This window comes from Methylobacterium currus (assembly GCF_003058325.1).
In the GTDB taxonomy this organism is placed as follows: domain Bacteria; phylum Pseudomonadota; class Alphaproteobacteria; order Rhizobiales; family Beijerinckiaceae; genus Methylobacterium; species Methylobacterium currus.
The window spans coordinates 927,463-946,422 of the sequence record NZ_CP028843.1 but is presented as its reverse complement, the minus strand read 5'-3'; the positions used below and the strand labels follow the sequence as shown (position 1 = coordinate 946,422).

Annotated in this window: 21 protein-coding genes and 1 riboswitch; of the genes, 11 read left to right on the top strand and 10 right to left on the bottom strand. The window is 70.0% G+C overall.

The features are described 5' to 3' along the window. Nucleotides 1–213 precede the first annotated feature (213 nt). Nucleotides 214–705, bottom strand: a complete 492-nt coding sequence (ruvX, locus tag DA075_RS04320; RefSeq protein WP_099952164.1) for a Holliday junction resolvase RuvX — start codon at nt 703–705, stop codon at nt 214–216. A gap of 110 nt (nt 706–815) precedes the next feature. On the opposite strand from ruvX, the gene DA075_RS04315 reads away from it, so the two are divergent. From DA075_RS04315 to DA075_RS04265, 11 genes are all read left to right on the top strand, one after another. Next, complete coding sequence (locus DA075_RS04315) at nt 816–1,517, top strand: metal-dependent hydrolase (protein ID WP_099952163.1); 702 nt, start codon at nt 816–818, stop codon at nt 1,515–1,517. Between the two features lie 253 nt (nt 1,518–1,770). Continuing rightward, the gene (locus DA075_RS37000) at nt 1,771–2,292 is read left to right on the top strand and encodes a hypothetical protein (RefSeq protein WP_174800055.1); all 522 of its coding nucleotides are present in this window, start codon (nt 1,771–1,773) and stop codon (nt 2,290–2,292) included. Nucleotides 2,293–2,403: 111 nt separating this feature from the next. Continuing rightward, complete coding sequence (gene gatC / locus DA075_RS04305) at nt 2,404–2,691, top strand: Asp-tRNA(Asn)/Glu-tRNA(Gln) amidotransferase subunit GatC (RefSeq protein WP_099952162.1); 288 nt, start codon at nt 2,404–2,406, stop codon at nt 2,689–2,691. Nucleotides 2,692–2,756: 65 nt separating this feature from the next. Continuing rightward, the gene (gene gatA / locus DA075_RS04300) at nt 2,757–4,265 is read left to right on the top strand and encodes an Asp-tRNA(Asn)/Glu-tRNA(Gln) amidotransferase subunit GatA (protein ID WP_099952161.1); all 1,509 of its coding nucleotides are present in this window, start codon (nt 2,757–2,759) and stop codon (nt 4,263–4,265) included. Beyond that, complete coding sequence (locus DA075_RS04295) at nt 4,256–4,570, top strand: hypothetical protein (protein ID WP_420813111.1); 315 nt, start codon at nt 4,256–4,258, stop codon at nt 4,568–4,570. The genes gatA and DA075_RS04295 overlap by 10 nt, the downstream gene beginning before the upstream one ends. A gap of 87 nt (nt 4,571–4,657) precedes the next feature. After that, nucleotides 4,658–6,130 carry an Asp-tRNA(Asn)/Glu-tRNA(Gln) amidotransferase subunit GatB gene (gene gatB, locus DA075_RS04290; protein ID WP_099952160.1) on the top strand — a complete coding sequence of 491 codons (1,473 nt, stop codon included), beginning with the start codon at nt 4,658–4,660 and terminating at the stop codon, nt 6,128–6,130. A 132-nt stretch (nt 6,131–6,262) separates the two neighbouring features. Next, complete coding sequence (locus DA075_RS04285) at nt 6,263–7,408, top strand: oxidoreductase (protein WP_099952159.1); 1,146 nt, start codon at nt 6,263–6,265, stop codon at nt 7,406–7,408. Between the two features lie 373 nt (nt 7,409–7,781). Beyond that, nucleotides 7,782–7,991: a cold-shock protein gene (locus DA075_RS04280; RefSeq protein WP_048449032.1), complete on the top strand. Its 210-nt coding sequence runs from the start codon at nt 7,782–7,784 to the stop codon at nt 7,989–7,991. Between the two features lie 22 nt (nt 7,992–8,013). Continuing rightward, entirely contained in the window at nt 8,014–8,301 is a 288-nt protein-coding gene (locus tag DA075_RS04275) for a hypothetical protein (RefSeq protein ID WP_420813110.1), read from the top strand. 3 nt (nt 8,302–8,304) lie between these two features. Next, nucleotides 8,305–8,688, top strand: a complete 384-nt coding sequence (locus tag DA075_RS04270) for a DUF6481 family protein (protein WP_164712204.1) — start codon at nt 8,305–8,307, stop codon at nt 8,686–8,688. A gap of 37 nt (nt 8,689–8,725) precedes the next feature. Next, the gene (locus DA075_RS04265) at nt 8,726–8,923 is read left to right on the top strand and encodes a hypothetical protein (RefSeq protein WP_099952158.1); all 198 of its coding nucleotides are present in this window, start codon (nt 8,726–8,728) and stop codon (nt 8,921–8,923) included. A gap of 65 nt (nt 8,924–8,988) precedes the next feature. Here DA075_RS04265 and DA075_RS04260 read toward each other — a convergent pair whose 3' ends face one another. The 9 genes from DA075_RS04260 to DA075_RS04220 all read right to left on the bottom strand — a co-directional run bounded on the left by DA075_RS04260 (nt 8,989) and on the right by DA075_RS04220 (nt 18,954). After that, nucleotides 8,989–9,234 carry a hypothetical protein gene (locus tag DA075_RS04260; protein ID WP_099952157.1) on the bottom strand — a complete coding sequence of 82 codons (246 nt, stop codon included), beginning with the start codon at nt 9,232–9,234 and terminating at the stop codon, nt 8,989–8,991. 468 nt (nt 9,235–9,702) lie between these two features. Further along, nucleotides 9,703–10,842, bottom strand: coding sequence for an acetyltransferase domain-containing protein (locus tag DA075_RS04255; RefSeq protein ID WP_099952156.1), 1,140 nt, complete (start codon nt 10,840–10,842; stop codon nt 9,703–9,705). Further along, a complete protein-coding gene (locus tag DA075_RS04250) occupies nt 10,839–11,099 on the bottom strand; it encodes a hypothetical protein (RefSeq protein ID WP_099952155.1) in 261 nt (86 codons plus the stop codon). The genes DA075_RS04255 and DA075_RS04250 overlap by 4 nt, the downstream gene beginning before the upstream one ends. Then, complete coding sequence (locus tag DA075_RS04245; RefSeq protein ID WP_099952154.1) at nt 11,099–13,246, bottom strand: TonB-dependent siderophore receptor; 2,148 nt, start codon at nt 13,244–13,246, stop codon at nt 11,099–11,101. Before DA075_RS04245 ends, DA075_RS04250 begins: the two co-directional genes overlap by 1 nt. 175 nt (nt 13,247–13,421) lie before the next feature. Then, a riboswitch (cobalamin riboswitch) is annotated at nt 13,422–13,645 on the bottom strand. Nucleotides 13,646–13,743: 98 nt separating this feature from the next. After that, nucleotides 13,744–14,682, bottom strand: coding sequence for a TAXI family TRAP transporter solute-binding subunit (locus DA075_RS04240; protein ID WP_099952153.1), 939 nt, complete (start codon nt 14,680–14,682; stop codon nt 13,744–13,746). 215 nt (nt 14,683–14,897) lie between these two features. After that, a complete protein-coding gene (locus tag DA075_RS04235; protein ID WP_099952152.1) occupies nt 14,898–15,806 on the bottom strand; it encodes an SGNH/GDSL hydrolase family protein in 909 nt (302 codons plus the stop codon). Further along, on the bottom strand, nt 15,767–16,864 hold the full coding sequence (locus DA075_RS04230; protein ID WP_099952151.1) for an OpgC family protein: 1,098 nt from the start codon (nt 16,862–16,864) through the stop codon (nt 15,767–15,769). The genes DA075_RS04235 and DA075_RS04230 overlap by 40 nt, the downstream gene beginning before the upstream one ends. A gap of 139 nt (nt 16,865–17,003) precedes the next feature. Continuing rightward, nucleotides 17,004–17,387 carry a hypothetical protein gene (locus DA075_RS04225; RefSeq protein ID WP_174800054.1) on the bottom strand — a complete coding sequence of 128 codons (384 nt, stop codon included), beginning with the start codon at nt 17,385–17,387 and terminating at the stop codon, nt 17,004–17,006. 13 nt (nt 17,388–17,400) lie between these two features. After that, nucleotides 17,401–18,954 carry a S10 family peptidase gene (locus DA075_RS04220; RefSeq protein WP_099952150.1) on the bottom strand — a complete coding sequence of 518 codons (1,554 nt, stop codon included), beginning with the start codon at nt 18,952–18,954 and terminating at the stop codon, nt 17,401–17,403. Nucleotides 18,955–18,960 lie beyond the last annotated feature (6 nt).

Genomic DNA, 18,960 nt, shown 5'->3' with positions numbered 1-18,960 from the left:
CCCCCCTCTGCGGGGGAGGGTGGCCTGCGGAGCAGGCACAGCGGGACAAAGTCCCACCGAGACGGGCAGCGCGACGCTTGTCCAGGGGGCGCCCGTCAGAACGGTTCAGCCCCTTCCGGAAGCGTGGTTCCCCTCTTGCGGGACTTTGTCCCGGCCCGCCCGGCCTTCGCCGGGCGCCCTCCCCCGCAGAGGGAGGAGGGTCGGGGGCGGGCCCTATTCCTCCAGGAAATCGCCCTCGTCCCGCAGCCCGTCCAGCACATCCAGGCAGCCCTGCAGGATGTAGGCGGCGGCGAGCTTGTCGACGAGTTCGCTGCGGCGTGCCCGGGAGGCGTCGGCCTCCAGCAGGGTGCGGGTGACGGCCGCCGTGGAGAGGCGCTCGTCCCAGAACAAAACCGGCAGCGGCAGGATGGGCTTCAGGTTGCGCACGAAGGCCCGGGTGGACTGCACCCGCGGGCCCTCGCTGCCGTCCATGTTGAGAGGCAGCCCGACCACCAGCCCGCCGACCCCGTGCTTCGTCGCGATTCCGGCTAGGGCCGCGGCGTCGGGCGTGAACTTCACCCGCTTGATCGTCTCCAGCGGCGAGGCGATCCGGCGCTGCACGTCCGAGAGGGCGAGCCCGATCGTCTTGGTGCCGAGATCGAGCCCGAGCAGGCGGGCGCCCCCGCGCGACTCGGTCGCGAAGGCTTCGATGGTCTCCCGGTTCACGGCCGGCCTCCGCGCGTTAGGTAGGCGGGGCCGACCCCGCCCTGTCGCTGCGTCGGGGCGGTCGGCCGCCGATTCCCACTCCGAAGAATCCTTCGTCCGGAGGTCATCCGATGCGCATCACTTGGTTCGGCCATTCCGCCTTCCGTCTCGATTTCGGCTCGGCTCACGTGTTGATCGATCCGTTCTTCAGCGGCAACCCGGCCTTCGCGGGCGACCGCAAGACGGCGACCGAGGGCGCCACCCATATCCTGATCACCCACGGCCACGGCGACCATGTCGGCGACACGGTCGAGATCGCCGCCGAGACCGGTGCCAAGGTCGTCACCAACTACGACCTGTGCATGTGGCTGTCCTCGAAGGGCGTCACGCAATTCGAGCCGATGAACACCGGCGGCACCGTCGATGTCGGCGGCTTCCGGGTCAGCCTGGTGCGGGCCGACCACTCGGCCGGCATGAGCGAGGCCGGGGTCACGGTACCGCTCGGGCTGCCGAACGGCGTGATCGTGCGGGCCGAGGGCGAGCCGACCATCTACCACATGGGCGACACCGACATCTTCGGCGACATGGCGCTGATCCAGGAGATCTACCGCCCCGACGTGCTGATGGTGCCGATCGGCGACCGCTTCACCATGGGGGCCGAGACCGCGGCGCTCGCCGTCAAGCGCTTCTTCCGGCCCAAGGCCGTGATCCCCTGCCACTACGGCTCCTTCCCGATCGTCGACCAGAGCGCCGACCGCTTCGTCGCCGCCCTCGACGGCAGCGGCGTGCAGGTGATCGTGCCGCACAAGGGCACCGCGGTCACGGTGCAGTAGGGATCCGCGAACGGCCGCCCTCCCCTCGAGCATCGTCCGACGAAGGGGGACATCGGTCCGTCAAAGAAAATTCTGCAAAATAAAAGACATAGGCCGCCATCCGATCGCAGCTCGATCGGATGGCGGTCCAGGGGCGGCCGGCGCGGGCCGGACCGGACGGCGCGGTTAAGGTTAACGAAAGGTTGACGTGGCGAAGCGGGGCCGGTGGGATTAACGAAGCGTTAACCTGCCGTCTTCCCGCAACGAGGTCGCCGTGGCTGCCGTCATCCTTCCCTTCGCGCTCGCAACCGACCGGCAGGTGCGGAGCACCGCCCAGGACCCGGCCCCGCGGATGCAGGGCGCGATGACCCTCGACCTCGACGGGGGCCTGAGCCCGCTGCGGGGCCCGCTGCCCGCCGCCAGCGGGAGCTTCGCGCCGGGCGAGATCGCTCCGCGCCGGCGCGTCCCGGCAGAGGCGATCCTCGCCATCGGCCGCCGCATCCGCCGGACCGCGAGCCTCCCCGCCACGCCCAGTCCGGCCGCGCAGGACGCCGCTGCCGTCCAAGCCTCTGCCCAAGCCTCTGCTCAAGCCTCTGCTCAAGCCTCCGCTCAGGCGGCGGCGCGCCCGCGGATGCCGCGCAAGCACAAGCTGATGCTGGTGACCGCCGCGGCGGTGCTCTACACCGGCGGCATGGAGGCGCGCCGGCATTTCAAGCCGCGGGCGGTGCTGATCGAGGTGCCGAATGCCCGGGCCCACGCCATCGCGGCGCTTCCGCTGCGGATGCCGGCCGCCTGACCGTCCCGCCCGTTGCGGCAGCGCGAAAGCCGGTGTTATAGCGCCCCGCGGCCGCGAGACGGCCGCCGGGCCGCGTGAGCCCGGTCCCTCGCTTGTCCGAACGGAGTGCCCATGTCGGTCGACGCCAAGACGGTCCGGCGCATCGCGCACCTGGCGCGGATCGCAGTCACCGACGAGGAGGTGGCGCCGCTCCAGGACGAGCTGAACGCCATCCTGTCCTTCGTCGAGCAGCTCGACGCGGTCGACGTCTCCGGCGTCGAGCCGATGACCTCGGTGATCCCGATGGCGATGAAGAGCCGCGAGGACGTGATCACCGATGGCGGGCACGCCCGCGAGATCGTGTTCAACGCGCCGCTGACCGAGGACAATTATTTCCTGGTGCCGAAGGTCGTCGAGTAATCTCGACCACAGACCGACAAGCGCGCACCCATGGCGGCCGACGGGCCGCGACAGGACGGACGATCGTGAGCACCAAGCCGGCAGAGCTGACCGACCTCACCCTGGCGCAGGCCCGCGACGGCCTGCGGGCGAAGGAGTTCTCCGCCCGGGAGCTGGCCCAGGCCCATCTCGACGCGATGGAGAAGGCCCGCCTCCTCAACGCCTACCTGCTCGAGACGCCCGACCGGGCGCTCGCCATGGCGGAGGTCGCCGACCAGAAGCTCGCCGCCGGAGAGGCCCGCCCCCTCGAGGGCCTGCCGCTCGGCATCAAGGACCTGTTCTGCACCCACGGGGTCGTGACGACGGCGGGCTCGAAGATCCTCGAAGGCTTCCAGCCGCATTACGAATCCACCGTCAGCCACAACCTGTGGCGCGACGGCGCGGTGATGCTCGGCAAGCTCAACCTCGACGAGTTCGCCATGGGCTCGTCGAACGAGACCAGCGCCTACGGCCCGGTGATCTCGCCCTGGCGCCGCAAGGGTGCCGACGGCGCCTTGTCCGACATCAAGCTGGTGCCCGGCGGCTCGTCGGGCGGCTCGGCCGCGGCGGTCGCGGCCCGCCTGTGCCTGGGCGCCACCGCCACCGATACCGGCGGCTCGATCCGCCAGCCGGCGGCCTTCACCGGCACGGTCGGCATCAAGCCGACCTATGGCCGCTGCTCGCGCTGGGGCACCGTCGCCTTCGCGTCGTCCCTCGACCAGGCCGGGCCGATCGCCCGCACGGTGCGCGACACCGCGATCCTGCTCACCTCGATGTCCGGCCACGACGACAAGGACACGACCTCGGTCGACATCCCGGTGCCGGATTTCGAGGCGGCGGTGAATCGCGGCGTCAAGGGCCTGACCATCGGCATTCCGAAGGAGTACCGGGTCGAGGGCATGCCGGCCGAGATCGAGCGACTGTGGCAGCAGGGCGCGGAGTGGCTGCGCGACGCCGGCGCCAAGGTGGTCGAGGTCTCGCTGCCCCACACCAAGTATGCGCTTCCGGCCTACTACATCGTCGCCCCGGCCGAGGCCTCCTCGAACCTCGCCCGCTACGACGGCGTGCGCTACGGATTGCGGGTGCCGGCGAAGGACATCGTCGGGATGTACGAGCAGACCCGCGCCGCCGGCTTCGGCCGCGAGGTCAAGCGCCGGGTAATGATCGGCACCTACGTGCTCTCGGCCGGCTACTACGACGCCTATTACGTCCGCGCCCAGAAGATCCGCACGCTGATCAAGCGCGACTTCGAGCAGGTCTACGCCTCGGGCGTCGACGCGATCCTCACCCCCACCACCCCGTCCGCCGCCTTCGGGTTCGGCGAGAAGGCGAAGGCCGATCCGGTCGAGATGTACCTCCTCGACGTGTTCACCGTGACGGTGAACATGGCGGGCCTGCCCGGCCTCGCGGTGCCGGCGGGGCTCGACGCGCAGGGTCTGCCGCTCGGCCTTCAGCTCATCGGCCGTCCCTTCGACGAGGAGACGCTGTTCGCCGTAGGGCAGGTGCTCGAGGAGGCGGCGGGCCGCATCGCCCTGCCGCAGGCGTGGTGGGCGTGAATCACCCGACCGTCCCCTACTACCCGCCCGAAGTCTGGATCCTGGCGGCCTTCGATCCCGTCCTGATCGGGCTCGCGCTCTTTCTCGGCTGGAAGGCGGACCAGTTCGGCAAGGTGGTGCTGGTCGCGATGATCGCGCTGGTCGTCTCGGTGCTGGTGTCGTGGGTGCTGACCGGCATCGGCGTACCGTGGCCGGCCCCGATCGGGCGGGAGCTGCCGACCTTCTTTCCCGTGCGCACCGGCGCGGCCCTGATCTACGCGATCATCGGCTACACCGCCCGCCGCACCTTCGCGCCGCGCGCTTGACGCCTGAGCGCCGCCCTTCCTACTAGGCATGAAACCGTCCCCTCTCCCGCGGGAGAGGGGCGTTCGTGCGAGAGACAGAAGACCCTCATGAACGCTCCCGTGAACCCCAAGAAGCTGATCAAGGGCGCGCTGGGCGACTGGGAGGTGGTGATCGGCATGGAGATCCATGCCCAGGTCACCAGCCGCTCGAAGCTGTTTTCCGGCGCGCCGACCGCCTTCGGGGCCGAGCCGAACGACAACGTCTCGCTGGTCGACGCCGCGATGCCCGGCATGCTGCCGGTGATCAACCGCGAATGCGTCGCCCAGGCGGTGCGCACGGGCTTAGGCCTCAAGGCGCAGATCAACCACCGCTCGGTGTTCGACCGGAAGAACTACTTCTACCCGGATCTGCCCCAGGGCTACCAGATCAGCCAGTACAAGAGCCCCATCGTCGGCGAGGGCGAGGTGCTGGTCGATCTCCCCGACGGCGAGAGCATCCGGGTCGGGATCGAGCGCCTGCACCTGGAGCAGGATGCCGGCAAGTCGCTGCACGACCAGAACCCCACGATGAGCTTCGTCGACCTCAACCGGTCGGGCGTGGCGCTGATGGAGATCGTCTCGAAGCCGGACCTGCGCTCCTCGGAGGAGGCCAAGGCCTACGTGACGAAGCTGCGCACCATCCTGCGCTACCTCGGCACCTGCGACGGCGACATGGAGAAGGGGTCCTTACGTGCCGACGTGAACGTCTCGGTCCGCAAGCCCGGCGACCCCTTCGGCACCCGCTGCGAGATCAAGAACGTCAACTCGATCCGCTTCATCGGCCAGGCGATCGAGGTCGAGGCGCGCCGCCAGATCGCGATCATCGAGGATGGCGGCACGATCGACCAGGAGACCCGCCTGTTCGACCCGAATAGGGGTGAGACCCGCTCGATGCGCTCGAAGGAAGAGGCGCACGATTACCGCTACTTCCCCGATCCGGACCTGCTGCCGCTCGAATTCGACCAGGCCTTCGTCGACGCGCTGGCGGCAGGCCTGCCGGAACTGCCCGACGCCAAGAAGGCGCGCTTCATCGAGTCCTACGGCCTCTCGCCCTACGACGCGACGGTGCTGGTGGCCGAGCGCGCCTCGGCCGACTACTTCGAGGCGGTGGCCAAGGGACGCGACGGCAAGATCGCGGCGAACTGGGTCATCAACGAGCTGTTCGGCCGCCTGAACAAGGAAGGCAAGGGGATCGAGGACAGCCCGGTCTCGGCGGCGCAGCTCGGCGCGATCGTGGATCTCATCGGCGACGGCACCATCTCGGGCAAGATCGCCAAGGACGTGTTCGAGATCGTCTGGAGCGAGGGCGGCGACCCGCGTCAGGTCGTCGAGAGCCGCGGCCTGCGCCAGGTCACCGATACCGGCGCGATCGAGGCGGCGATCGACCAGATCATCGCCGCCAACCCGGACAAGGTCGAGCAGGCCAAGGCCAAGCCGACCCTGCTCGGCTGGTTCGTCGGCCAGACCATGAAGGCCACCGGCGGCAAGGCCAACCCGGCAGCGGTGAACGCGCTCCTGAAGGCGAAGCTCGGGATCGAGTAAGGCGACGAGCTGCCTCACGCCGAGGTCAAGGCGGCGGACGATCGTCTGCCGCCCCAATCCCTTGCGGGCGATGGTTTTACTGGCCTAGGCTCTGGGTCCCAGGGCGGGATCCGCCCGATCCCGCGAGGCCGCATGCCCGACCTGTTCAGCCCCTTCATCCTGAAGGACGTCACGCTCCGCAACCGGATCGCGATGTCGCCGATGACCATGCACCGGTCGGTCGACGGGGCGATGGGCGATTATCACGTGATGCTCTACGGCTCCCGGGCGGCGGGCGGGTTCGGGCTCGTCTTCCCCGAGCAGATCGCGATCACCCCCGAGGGACGCACGACCAGCGCCTGCGCGGGCATCTGGGACGAACGCCACATCGAGGGGCTCGCCCGCGTCACCCGCATCATCAAGGACATGGGCGGCGTGCCGGCGATCCAGCTCGGGCATACCGGGCGGAAAGGCAGCGAGCAGAAGCCCTGGGAGGGCAAGCTGCAATTGCCACCGGACCATCCCGACGGCTGGCAGCTCAAGGCCCCCTCCCCGATCTCTTATGGCGGACGCTACACCTACCCGGTCGAGGAGCTGACCATCGAGGAGATCGCCGGCCTCCATCGGGCCTACGCGGAGGCGGCGCGGCGCGCCCACGAGGCCGGGTTCGAGTGGCTGGAGATGCACTTCGCCCACGGCTATCTCGGCGCCAGCTTCTTCTCGCCGCTCGCCAACCAGCGCAACGACCGGTACGGCGGCAGCCTCGACAACCGGCTGCGGTTCCACCTCGAGGCGCTGGACGCCGTGCGGGCGGTGTGGCCGGAGCGCCTGCCCCTCACCATGCGTCTCGGCTCCGACGATCTCCACCCGGAGGGCGTGCAGTTCGACGAGGCGGTCGTGGCGGTCGGCCGGATGAAGGCGCACGGCCTCGACCTCGCCGACCTCTCGATCGGCTTCAACACCGACGAGATGACCGATCCGCCCTTCGCCCGGATGTCGTTCATGGTCGAGCGCGGCACGCGGGTGCGGCGCGAGGTCGGGATCCCGGTCGGGGTGAGCTGGAATCTCGGCCTGCCGGCCGTGGCCGATCAGGTGATCCGCGACGAGCTCATCGATCTCGTCTTCCTCGGGCGGCCCGCACTCTCGAATCCGCACTGGCCGGTCTGGGCGGCGCGGGAGCTGGCGCATCCCGACCCGTTCTCGCTAGTGCCGGAGGATTGGGGCTGGTGGCTGCGCAACTTCCGCGCCCACGAGGCCTGCATCGGCTGGCCCGCCCCGGCGACGGCCGGCGCCGCCTGAGCGAGCGGGAGCCGCATCCTGGGCCCGGACTCGGACCCGTCGCGGGGCTCGCTCCGGCCGCCGGCCCATGCTCGAATTCGTGAGTGCAGACAGCGTTTTACAGGACAATTTTCCGGAAATTTCCGCGATCTTGGCCGGACTTTTTCAGTCGTTCCGGCTGGTGCTCCAAATATTTTTCCAAGCGCCTTGCTATCTGGCGCGATCTGATTTAGAAATGATATATCGATTGTTGGCCTGACTACCGAGCCTCTCCGCCGCCTCGTTGCTGGCGCATGCTCTGCCACTCGCTCCAAATCCGTCGATTGACTTGAGTCTTGGCGCTGCCGACGGCGTGCCGAGCTCCACCATGCGCTTGCAGATTATGGATACGACAATGACCATCGGCACCGTGAAGTGGTTCAACGTCCAGAAGGGTTTCGGCTTCATCCAACCGGATGACGGCGGCAAGGACGTGTTCGTGCATATCTCCGCCGTCGAGCGGTCGGGCATGCAGACCCTCTCGGAGGGACAAAAGATCTCCTACGAGATGGAGACCGACCGTCGCAGCGGCAAGCAATCCGCCGGCAACCTGCGCGCCGCGTAACTGCTTCACGATCGGGATGCGGATGGTTTCATCCGCATTCCTCGCCCTGCGCCACGGTGCGGGCCTGACCTCAAATGGATTACTCTGGGTGAATTTTACTTTTATTTCACGTTCTGCTTCTGCCGGTGCGGCGATCGAGCCGGCCACGTTCCAGGTGCAGCAGATCTGGCAGCAGGTCGATGACCAAAGCCAGGACATCAGCCACCTGATCGACCGAACCTACCGCTATCACTCGGTCCGGGAGCTGCACTGGCACCTCGCCGACCGGTTCTCGCGCCCGATCCGCTCCCTCGCCCTGAGCCGGGTCTGAGCGATGGGCAAGTTCAAGGAAGCCTCCCTGGGCGACCGCCTGGGCTCGGCCGCCGCGGCCCGGCAGGCCGCCCTCGCCCGGTTCCAGGCGCGGACCACCGACGACGACTCGGCCCTCGCGGCGCGACGCGCCGTCCGGCAGGCGATCGCTGCGGCGCGGACGATCCGTGTGGCGGAGCGTGAGGCCGAGCGGGCTGTGCAGGAGGAGGCGCGGATCGCGCGAGAGGCCGAGGCGACGGCCGAGGAGGCCCGCCGGCGCGAGATCGCCGCCGCCGAGGAGACGGAGCGCGCTGCCGAGGCCGCGCGGACCGCCGAAGCACGGCAGGCCGACCAGAAAGCCGCGCGCGACGCTCGCTACGCCGCCCGCAAGGCGCGCCAGCGGGGTTGACCCACCCTGCAGCGCCGCGTGTCAGAAGGAGTGGCCGATGTCACATAAGTTCAAGCTGAATCAGCGCGTGCGGATGCTGCGATCCGGATCGTCCGACAGCCATGCCAGCGACATGGATGCCTTCGAGGTCGTGCGGCTGATGCCGGAGGATCGCAACGGGGAAGCCGCCTATCGCATCCGCTCGCGGATGGGCGAGCGCGCCGTTCGGGAAAGCGAGATCGTCGCCCTCCCTTGAGCCGTCCGGGGTGACAGCGGTCCGCCGGGCGGTCCGCTGCCGATCACGCCTGAAGGCGCGAGACGTCAGTTGCAGCCTTCCTTGTGAACGGTCTTGGAATTGCCCATCCCGTCCTCCTTGTGGACGGTCTTGGAGCCGCAATCGACGCTGCCGGTGGTGATGTCGCGGTGCTCGACGATGCCCTCGCGATGCTCGACCGCGATGCCCGGCGCCCGGTCGCGATGGATCACGGTGGTCTCCTCGGCCATCGCCGAAGCCGAGAACCCGGCCAGGATGATCGCAGCCGCGCCGGCGGTGAAGACTGTCCGCATGGGTGATCTCCTCAGTTCATCTGGGGTTAACAACGTCGGCGCGGCAGGTGGGTTCCAGCCTTTCTGATGGCATGACGCATCGAATAGCCTGCCGAAAAATGCTTCTGCTCGGGAACGATCCGAAGGATGCGGCTGCATTCACGCGCGGCACGCGGATAGACTGCCGGAATCGCGGATGAGGCGGCTTTTTGTGGCGTCCTAGCCATAGATGAGAAACATGCCGAACGGGCCGGCCATCAAGCACCGCGACCGCGCGTTCGACCAGCGGACATCCCCGTCCTGCCCCGCGCGCGGGCGCGTCGATGCAACAACAGGCATGATCGCGGCCTGACTCTGCTCCCCCGCTTATCGGTCCTTCTGCCCGCGCTCTGGCTCTCGACCACGAGCCTGCCGACGGCGCAGGTCGACCACGACGGACAGTCCCAGATCAACGCCACAGCACGCGGCAGCGACGGTTCGTTCGCGTCGTCACAGGTAGCTCAGCAGGGGATGCCGCCCCCGCCGCTTCAGGCCCACCATCCAGCGGCAGGCGGCAAAGAGCGGCAGGCTGATCAGCGCCGCGATCATCCAGAGCTGCGCCGGGGCACCGGCCTCGATCCGGCCGGAAGCGCCTGCGAGGCCGAGCGCCAGAGCGAGGTGAGAGAGCCCGCGCAGCAGCCAGAGATGGACGAGATAGAAGAACAACGGTGCGCCTCCGAACACCCGCAGCCAGGCGAGGCGCCCGGCCGGCACCGCCTCGAACAGGGCGAGGAGCCAGAGCCCGAGGCCGAGCGTCAGCAGCAGGAAGTCGGCCGAGGGCGGATACTTGGTGAGGTTCAGGAACGACAGGACCGTCGCCCCCATGGTCGGGCCGGCCTGCCACGGCACCGGCTCGCCATAGCCGTTGAGCCCCCGCAGCACCAGGAAGAGCGCAAGGGCCGCGGCCCCGAGGGCGAGGAGCCGGCGCCGCCGGGGGGCGGGATCGAGGGAGAACCACGGTCCGAGGGCGTAGCCCGCCGCCGCGACGCCGATCCAGGGCAGCACCGGATAGGAGGTGCGGGCCACACCCCAGGGCAGGTCGAGGAGGCCGCGCTGGTGCAGGATCGACCACAGCGTGTAGCCTGCCTGGCCCGGCGCGAGCACGATCCCGTCGAGGAGGTTGTGCCCGAGCATGATCAGGAGCGCGACCGTCGCCAGCGCCCATTGCGGCAGCCGCATCAGGCCCGCGAGCGCGACCATGCTGAGCCCGATCGCCCAGATCACCTGCAGGTAGAGGACCGGCGGCAGGAGCCGGCCGGTCCAGGCGAGGTTCACGAGCGTGACCTCGAGCAGGATCAGGAACAGGCCGCGGGTGAGGAGGAAGCGCGACGCCGCACCCGTGCCGTGCTTGCCGGCATAGAGGCGGGCCGAGAGCCCGGTGAGCAACAGGAAGACCGGCGCGCAGAGATGCGAGGTCAGCCGCGTCACCACCAGGTCGGGGGCGGTGACCGCGAGATCCATCGGGTCGCGGACCTGGGCGTGCAGGAAGAAGGTCTCCCGCGCGTGGTCGACCAGCATCAGGAGCATGACGAGGCCGCGCAAGGCATCGATCGCTCCGATGCGCGGGGAGGGTGTGCCCTGTGCCGTCATGACCCGGTCTCGGCGGCGAGCCGGGAGAGGAGCCGGCGCACGTCCGGCGGCGTCCAGACCCGGCCGCCGCGGGGCTTGCGCACCCCGCGCCGGGTCAAGGAGGCGGCGATGCCCTCGGGCGTGCTGCCGGCCTCGGCGGCGAGGAGAGCCAGGACCGGCGCGAGGCCCTGGCGGTAGCGCCGGGCGCGGGCGGCGGCGGCATCGCGGCCGGCATCGCCCTTGCGGCCGGCATCGCCCTTGCGGAGGAACGCTGCCATCAGAATCGCACCGACAGGGTGCCGGTGAACCGGCGCGGCGCCCCCGGATAGACCCGGAACGCGCTGAGCGAGCTTTCGTAATACGTGGTGTCGAACACGTTCTCGACGTTCAGGCCGAACCGGACATTTTCCCAGCGGTAATAGGCGAGCGCATCGACCGCGATGGTGCTTGGCAGCCGGAAGCCGCTGCCGGCGGCGTCGCCCGCCCGCTCGCCGACGGCGCGCACGCCGCCGCCGAGTCCAAGGCCTTTCCAGGGGCCCTCCTGCACCTCGTGCACCGCGAGCAGGCTGCCCGAGTGGCGCGGCACGTTGATGAGTGCCGCACCAACCGGGAGGAGATTGTCCTTGGTGACAACGGCGTCGGCGAAGACGTAGCCGGCTAGGAGCTTGATCTCCGGCGTGATCTGACCGGCCGCCGTGAACTCGAAGCCCTGGCTGCGCACCGCGCCCGCCGCGATGGAGAAGCCGCTGTTGCGCGGATCGGGGGTGAGCACGTTCTGGCGCTCGACCCGGAAGGCGGCGCCGGTGAGGCTCAACGCTCCCCCGAACAGGTCGAGCTTCGTGCCGATCTCGTAGCCGAGGCCGGTCTCGGGTTCGACCGGCCGGCCGGGCGATGCGGCGGCGGCATCCGGGCCGATATTCGGCCGGAAGCTGGTGCCGACATTGGCGTAGAGCGCGAGTTCCGGGAGCGGCTGGTAGACGAGGCCGGCCCGTGGCGAGGCGGCGGCCCAGCTCTGGTCGGCTTGGCTGCGCGGAACCCGTTCGCGGAACGAATCCTCGAAGATGTCGAACCGCACGCCGACGAGCGCCTTCCATTCCGGCGACAGAACGAGCTGATCCTGCGCGTAGAGCGCGGTGTTGGTGATGTGCTCGATGTTGTTGCGCGGGATCGTGTACGGCGGCGGCGGCTGGCCGTAACGTGGATCATAGATGTCGATCGCGTAGGGGTTGGTGCGGACGTTGGAGCGCAGGTAGACCGTGCGGCTGTCGGTGCTCTCGCGCTCGACGCCGAGGAGCAGGGTGTGGCCGATCCCGGCGGTGTCGAAGCGTCCGACCAGTTCGGCCTGGCCGATGGCCACGTCCCAGCGGTAATCGCGAAAATTGCGGTCGCGCGAGACGGTGCGGTTGTCGGCCGCGATGGCGCGAATCTCGGCCGCTTCGCCGACGAGGCTTCCGGTGTTGAAATAGGTGGCGAGCCGCATCTGCCAGTCGGCATCGAAACGGTGATCGATCCGGACCTGCATCGAGTCGGACGCTTGATGGATGCTCTGGCCCGGCTCGCCGAGGAAGCGCGAGATCGGCAGGAAGCCGAGTTGCTTGTCGATGGCGATGACGCCGCGGTCGAACACGGTGCGGTTGCGCAGGAACTCGGTCTCGACGGTGACCTTCGTGTCGGGCGTGACCTGCCAGCTCACCACCGGCGCGACCAGGAGCCGGTCGCCGTCGACGAAATCGCGAAAACTGTCCTGGCGTCCGGCCGCGAGGTTGAAGCGGTAGAGGAGCGTGCCGTCCTCGTTGAGGCTGCCTCCGGAATCGACCGTGCCGCGGACCTGCCCGAACGAGCCCCACAGCCTGCCCATCTCGACGAAGCGCTCGCGCGTCGGCTGCTTGGTGATGATGTTGATCAGGCCGCCGGGGTCGCTGCGCCCGAACAGGCCGCCGCCGGGGCCCTTGAGCACCTCGATCCGTTCGACGTTCTGGGCGTCGGGCGGGGGCGGGTAGCCGCGGTTGAGGGGAAAGCCGTTCTTGTACAACTCGGAGGTGGTCACGCCGCGGATGGCGTAGCTGAACACCGACAGGCCGCCGAAATTGTTCTGCTGGGCGACGCCGGGCGTGTAGGTGAAGACCTGGTCGACGCGCGTGGCGGCGAGATCGGTGATGACCTCGCGCGGGGCGACGGTGACGACCTGCGGCACGTCGCGCTGCGGCGTGTCGGTCCGCGTCGCGCTGACGGCCCGGTCGCCGCGGAAGCCCGGGGTGGGACCGATGAGCCCGATCGTGCCAGCAGCCGCGGAGGAGAGCGCCGGGAGCGCCGGCCCGGACGGACGCGGGCCCTCCACCACGACCTCGTCGAGGGCGATCGTCTCCTGTGCCTGCGCGGCGCTGACCGCGAGGCTGAAGCCCAGGGCGGTCGCCAGGACGGGCATCGGGCGCGGGCCGGATCGGGGACGGTGGAGCGGCGGACGGGTTCTCACGGAGCGCACTCGATGGTTGCCGTGCGGCGCGTTCCGGGCGAGCAGCAGGCGGCGCCCGCGCGGCCACGCGGCGGACAGCCCGAGCGCTCCCCCGGGGGCCGCACCGCCCGCAGGACGTGACCGCGCCGGACGGCGCAGGCTCAAGGCAGGTCTCCTGGCTCGCGGATCATCGGTCCCGCCGGCCTTCCCGGTGTCGGAGCATCAGTGGCCATCGGCGGCGGAACCTCTCCGCTCACAGTTGCGGGGGCAGCCTCGGCCTCGCCGCGGATACCTGCGCATCCGAACGGCTCACCGAGTTCCCTCTTCACCCGCGGGCTCGCACCCGGGGAACCTTGGCGGCCGCATCCATGGCAGGCCGCCCGCCGGGGAGCAACACTTGGAAACGCACTGTAATAACGTTTCAGACTATGTGTCCACGGGAACACACCGGCCGATGATGCGACCGTGGCCTACTCGCCGCGCAGGAAGGCCGCCGTGGCGGGGTGGAGCCACGAAGCCGGAACCGCTTCCGCGAGATCGCGGGGATCGCTCGGCCGCTCATGCGCCAGGCGCCGGGCGAGGGCCGGCTTCGCCTTGTCGATCGCCGCGACGAGACGGGCGGCGGAGGCCGGGTCGAGGCCGGGCTTGCCGAGGATGAAGCTCCACGACCCCACCGTCTCGATCGCCTGATCCTGGCCCGGGAAGGTGCCGGGCGGGACGGTGATGCGCCGCAGGGACGGGCTCGCCGCCAGGATCGCGGGAAGCGCCGCCGCCGAGGGGCCGAGGAAGCGGGCGCCGCCCGGTGCCTCGGCCATCGCCAGGAAGCCCGGCCAGCCGGTGCCGCCGCCGAACAGGGCCGCGGCCCGTCCGTCCCGCACCATCGCCGGGCCGTCGCCGGCATGGTCGAGGAGGATCGGGCGGATGTCGTGCTCGGGGTCGATGCCCGATCCGCGCAGGATGGTCCGGCCCATGGCGGTGAGGCCGGAACTCCGCGTGCCGAGGGCGACCGGCTTGCCGCGCAGGTCGTCGATGCCGCGCACCGGGCTCTCGGCCGGCAGCACGAACAGGCCCGGTGCCGCGTAGACCGGCGCGACCACCGTCACGGCCGGGGGCGTGCCTTGCGCGGACAGCGCCTCGTAGGCGTACTCGCCCTGGACGAGGCCGAGATCGACCTGACCGTCGCGCAGGAGCACGAGGTTCTCGGTCGAACCCTTGCTGGCGCGCAGCTCCAGGGTGAGGTCCGGATCCACCTCCCGGATCGCCGCCGCCAGCGCCTCGCCATAGGCCGGAAACCCGCCCCCGGGCGTCGCGGTGGCGAGGACGAGGCGCAGGGGTTCAGCGGCGTGGGAGGCGGGGGGCACGGCGAGGAGAGCGATGCAGGCGGCGGCGATCAGCCAGGGTTTTGGCATTGCTTCTTGTCCTGCCTTCTCTCGACGTTGGTGCCATCCGTGACGTCGTTCCGGGTCCGCGTCGCGGAGCTCGGGATCCGGAGCCGCAGGCTTTCCGGAAATAGGCGGATCGCGTTCCGCGTCATCCTGGATCACCTGAGTGTCCGGATTCCGGGTTCCGCGGCGCGGCCCCGGATTGACGTGGCGGGTGTGAAGAAAGGTGGCGACGCGGCGGTTCAGTTGGCCGGTACCGGCGTCACCGGCACCGGTGCCACGTCGGGCTGGAGCAGCGAGACGGTGATCGCCCGGGTGACATGCTCGGCCATGCAGCGATAGCCGAGATCGGCCAGGCGGAAGCCCGCGCCGGACTGCGCCGTGTCGCCCTTGAGGGCGCTGATCGCCCGCGTGGCGAGGTAGCGCATCGCCTCGTAGCGCTGGACCAGCGGCACCTGCTCGCGCTCGGCGACTTTCTGGATCGCCTGGACGAACTGGCGGTAGTAATCGTCCTTGGCGAGGCTCGCGGTGTATTGGGGATCCACCAGCACCACGTCGATGCCGTGGGACTTGATCCAGGCCACGGTCTCGGCGAGGGACTGCGAAAAGTCCTCGATGTCGACGCGGGCAAGCGCGTCGTTGCCGCCGACCTGCCAGACCACGAGGTCGGGCTCGATCTCCGCCACCTGGTTGCGCAGGCGCTCGGCCGCCCCGAAGGCGATCTCGCCGGAGACGCCGCGGCTCTCCACCGTCACCTCGATGTCGGGCAGGGAGCGGGTCAGCGCGTCTTCGAGGCGCACCGGGTAGGTGGCGGCGGTGCCGAGCCCCCCGGAATTGGAGCCGATGGTCAGGACCTGGACGGCACGGTGCTCGCGCAGGGCTTTCTTCACCGCCTTGAGCTTGGCCAGCGTGTAGAGCTTGGAGCCCGGCACCCGGCATTCCGGGGAGAGGCTCGGATCGGGCGCGTCCGGGCTCGGCGCGGTGGCCTGGAGCGCCGGGATCTCGGCAAGGGCCGGCTGGGGCGGGACGGGCGCCGGCTGAACCTGGGCCGGTTGCGGCGTCGTCGACTGCGCCTGCACGGCGAAGCCGAGGCACGACGCCATGGCGAGGCTCACGCCGCCGAGGAGGGCCGGGGAGAGCGAGAGCGCCATTCGACGAACCATGCCGTGAAGGAGAGAGAAGCCAACCCGCACCCTACGACAAATATGTCCGTCGCGAAACCTCCCCCGCTCCAGAAACGAATCAGTTGTGCACCGAGGCTGGCGACCGAACCGACCGAGAACACCGCGAGCGAGTTTCGGCCGAGGCCGGCGAGCTGCCGCGTGAGCCAGCGCGCCCGTGGCTGGACGAGGCCGAACACCGCCTGGAAGGCGAGGAGCACGCCGAGGAAGTGCACCAGACGGGCCGGCGACAGGTAGGACTTGTCGAAGATGAACAGGAGCCGCGGCTCCGGCACCGCCAGCGGGTCGGGCCGCAGGTTGAACCAGGACAGGACCGCGCCGACGAGCACGATGACGATGCCGAGCGGCATCAGCCTGCGGCGCCAGGCCAGGAACCGCTCCGAGCTGCGCCGCCACTCATGCGCCGCGAAGCCGAGCACCAGCAGCAATTGCCAGCACAGCGGGTTGAAGAACCAGTGCCCCTCCATCGGCCAGCTCGGGATGTTGATCTCGAAGACCAGGCTGACGGCGTAGAGCAGGATCGAGATCCCGATCGCGAGGCCGAGATGCACCCGCGACAGGAGCACGAAGGCGGGCGCCAGGCCGAGCAGCACGACGTAGAGCGGCAGGATGTTGAAGAAGCCGAGCTGGTGCAGCAGCGTCACCCAGCCGACGGTGGCCTGGATCGGGTCGCTGAAGATCGGCCCGGCATTGTGCCACTCCACCAGCAGCGGGTTGTCGAGGTAGAGGGCCGCACCCGCCAGCATCGCCAGCGCGATGGCGGTGATGACGAGCTGGGCGCGATACACCTCGACCATGCGCGAGAGCAGACGCAGCACCGTGCGACCTGCCGGCTCCGGCACCCCGTCGCGCCCGCGTGTGGCGATGCCGATCGACCAGCCGGCCAGGAACACGAACAGCTCGGCCGCGTCCGAGATCCCGTACTGGGAATAGGTGTAGTTCTGGAAGACGTTGCCCGGGATGTGATTGATGAAGATCGTGATCAGGGCGATGCCGCGCCAGAAATCGACCGCGTTCGGTTCACGCATGACGCTCGTGGTCCCTTTTGCCGGCCTGCGGACGTCCCCGGACCGATGGGGAGTGCCTGACGTCGATGAAGTTAGCGCATGACGGGACCGCCGCGCACCTGCGCGGCGGCCGTCCGGAATCGGTGGGGTGCGGCTCGCCCTACTTCACGATCCGGTCGAGGCGGTTGTTGACGAAGAAATACAGCTCCTTCGCGCCGGGCTCGGTGTAGAGCACCTGCACCTCGCGCTGGCCCCGCCCGCTCTCGCCGACGAGCACGTCGGTCGGCGGCTTGCCCTTGAGCCGCACCAGCTCGCATTCGGGGATGCCGGGGGCGATCTCGGTCGCCGTCGCCGGGACCGACCCGGTGCAGGTGCCGTCCTGCGCCAGGACCGGGCCCCAGCTCGGGGCGGGCGGCGGGGGCGGCTTGACCGGGGCCGCGAGGTTCACCGGCGGGGCGGCGCGGTCGGTGCTGCTGCAGCCGGCCAGAGGAAGCCCGATCAAGCCGAGCCCCATCAAGGCGATTCCGATCACCGTCCGCCGCATCGTGCCCCGCTCGTCATCGTCCGTCGCCGCCGCTCCGCCGCGCGGCCAGGGCCGTCTCGTAGAGGCGGAGCGCGTCCCCGCGCAAGGCCGCCCGCGAGCCTTTGCGGAAATAGAACATGTGGCCGCCGGGATAGACCGACAGCGAGAGGCGCCGTTCGCGGCCATAGGGCGGGATCTGGTCGAGGATCAGCTTCGAGGCGAAGTAGGGCGTGACGAGGTCGGTATAGCCGTGGGCGACGAGCACCCGCATCGCCCCGTCGAGGGCGAGGGCCTGGCGCAACTCGCCCACCACCTCCGGCGGGGAGCGGCCGCCGCCCCAGTTCCAGCTGCCGTTGACCGCGTTGTTGAGAAGCTCGTAGCGCAGGTTCGGCACCCGCCAGTTCAGGGTGCGGGCGGTGAGGTCGACGATGGCGCTGGTGAGCGGTGCCTGCATGGCGGTGAGGATCGGATCGACGAAGCGCCCCTGCGCCGCGCTCGGATCCGGGTCCCAGCCGGTGACGCCGGTATCGTAGGCGCTCGCCACCCGCCCCGCATCGCGGTCGGCCTCGCGCTGGTAGCTCGACCCCGAGAGCCGGCCGGCCTGGCGGCGCACCAGGGCGGGATCGAGCCCGGTCAGGGCCGCGACGCGCTCGGTCATCCGGTCGATGGCGGCGGAATCGGCGGGCCCGCGCAGGAGATCCGTGAGGTAGGGGCCGGTGGCATAGGCCTCGGCCTCCGCCATGCGGGCGGGGTCCGGGGTCTCCCCGCGGCGCTCCAGGCCGGCGGCGGCGAGCGAGGGCAGTCGCGTCACGGCACCCAACGGATTGTGCCGCGGCGGCTGGAGATAGCCGAAATCGAGCACCGGCGAGAGCAGGACCAGCCCCGAGAGCCCGATTCCGACGTCGTCCTGGAGCTTGCGGGCGATCAGCGGCCCGCGGAAGCCGCCATAGCTCTCGCCGAGGAAGAATTTCGGGGAGGTGAGCCGGTCGTTGGTGCGCAGCCAGCGGGCGATGGCCGCCGACAGCACCGCCGTGTCGCTCTCGACGCCGTAATAGCGCTTCCCGTCGTCGCCGGCGGCGCGGCTGTAGCCGGTGCCGACGGGGTCGATGAAGACGAGGTCGGTGAAGTCGAGCCAGGTCTCGTCGTTCGGCACCGCCACCGGCGCCATCGAGGGGCTGATGCTCGTGCCGTCGAGGGGCAGGCGCCAGGGCCCGACCGCCGCGAGGTTGAGATAGGCCGAGGCGGCGCCCGGCCCGCCATTGATCGCGAAGGTGACGGGCCTCGTCCTGGCCTCGCGCTCCGGCAGGGTGAAGGCCGTGAAGGCAATCTCGGCCTGGAGCTTGCCGGATTCGTCGACCAGCGGCAGGCTGCCGGCCACGGCGGTGAAGCTCAGGGAGCGGCCGTCGGAGAGGGACAGGCTGTGCTGCGTCGTCGCGTCGGGCGGTAGGCGCCGCCCGTCCGGCTGGCGGGTGTCCTGTCGGGCTTCTTGCTGGCGCGTCTCCTGTCGGGCCGGCTGCGCGAGGAGCGGCGCGGATCCGAGCAGCAGGGCGGCCGCGAGCGCGAGGATGCGGGTCGTGAGGCGGGTCATGACGTC

What these genes read in the sequence shown, in the direction of transcription:
- DA075_RS04315 (WP_099952163.1), top strand. Translation starts at nt 816, where the DNA reads ATGCGCATCACTTGGTTCGGCCATTCCGCCTTCCGTCTCGATTTCGGC.
- gatC (WP_099952162.1), top strand. Translation starts at nt 2,404, where the DNA reads ATGTCGGTCGACGCCAAGACGGTCCGGCGCATCGCGCACCTGGCGCGG.
- gatB (WP_099952160.1), top strand. Translation starts at nt 4,658, where the DNA reads ATGAACGCTCCCGTGAACCCCAAGAAGCTGATCAAGGGCGCGCTGGGC.
- DA075_RS04285 (WP_099952159.1), top strand. Translation starts at nt 6,263, where the DNA reads ATGCCCGACCTGTTCAGCCCCTTCATCCTGAAGGACGTCACGCTCCGC.
- DA075_RS04280 (WP_048449032.1), top strand. Translation starts at nt 7,782, where the DNA reads ATGACCATCGGCACCGTGAAGTGGTTCAACGTCCAGAAGGGTTTCGGC.
- DA075_RS04275 (WP_420813110.1), top strand. Translation starts at nt 8,014, where the DNA reads ATGGTTTCATCCGCATTCCTCGCCCTGCGCCACGGTGCGGGCCTGACC.
- DA075_RS04270 (WP_164712204.1), top strand. Translation starts at nt 8,305, where the DNA reads ATGGGCAAGTTCAAGGAAGCCTCCCTGGGCGACCGCCTGGGCTCGGCC.
- DA075_RS04265 (WP_099952158.1), top strand. Translation starts at nt 8,726, where the DNA reads ATGTCACATAAGTTCAAGCTGAATCAGCGCGTGCGGATGCTGCGATCC.
- DA075_RS04260 (WP_099952157.1), bottom strand. Translation starts at nt 9,234, where the DNA reads ATGCGGACAGTCTTCACCGCCGGCGCGGCTGCGATCATCCTGGCCGGG.
- DA075_RS04255 (WP_099952156.1), bottom strand. Translation starts at nt 10,842, where the DNA reads ATGACGGCACAGGGCACACCCTCCCCGCGCATCGGAGCGATCGATGCC.
- DA075_RS04250 (WP_099952155.1), bottom strand. Translation starts at nt 11,099, where the DNA reads ATGGCAGCGTTCCTCCGCAAGGGCGATGCCGGCCGCAAGGGCGATGCC.
- DA075_RS04245 (WP_099952154.1), bottom strand. Translation starts at nt 13,246, where the DNA reads ATGCCCGTCCTGGCGACCGCCCTGGGCTTCAGCCTCGCGGTCAGCGCC.
- DA075_RS04240 (WP_099952153.1), bottom strand. Translation starts at nt 14,682, where the DNA reads ATGCCAAAACCCTGGCTGATCGCCGCCGCCTGCATCGCTCTCCTCGCC.
- DA075_RS04235 (WP_099952152.1), bottom strand. Translation starts at nt 15,806, where the DNA reads ATGGCGCTCTCGCTCTCCCCGGCCCTCCTCGGCGGCGTGAGCCTCGCC.
- DA075_RS04230 (WP_099952151.1), bottom strand. Translation starts at nt 16,864, where the DNA reads ATGCGTGAACCGAACGCGGTCGATTTCTGGCGCGGCATCGCCCTGATC.
- DA075_RS04225 (WP_174800054.1), bottom strand. Translation starts at nt 17,387, where the DNA reads ATGCGGCGGACGGTGATCGGAATCGCCTTGATGGGGCTCGGCTTGATC.
- DA075_RS04220 (WP_099952150.1), bottom strand. Translation starts at nt 18,954, where the DNA reads ATGACCCGCCTCACGACCCGCATCCTCGCGCTCGCGGCCGCCCTGCTG.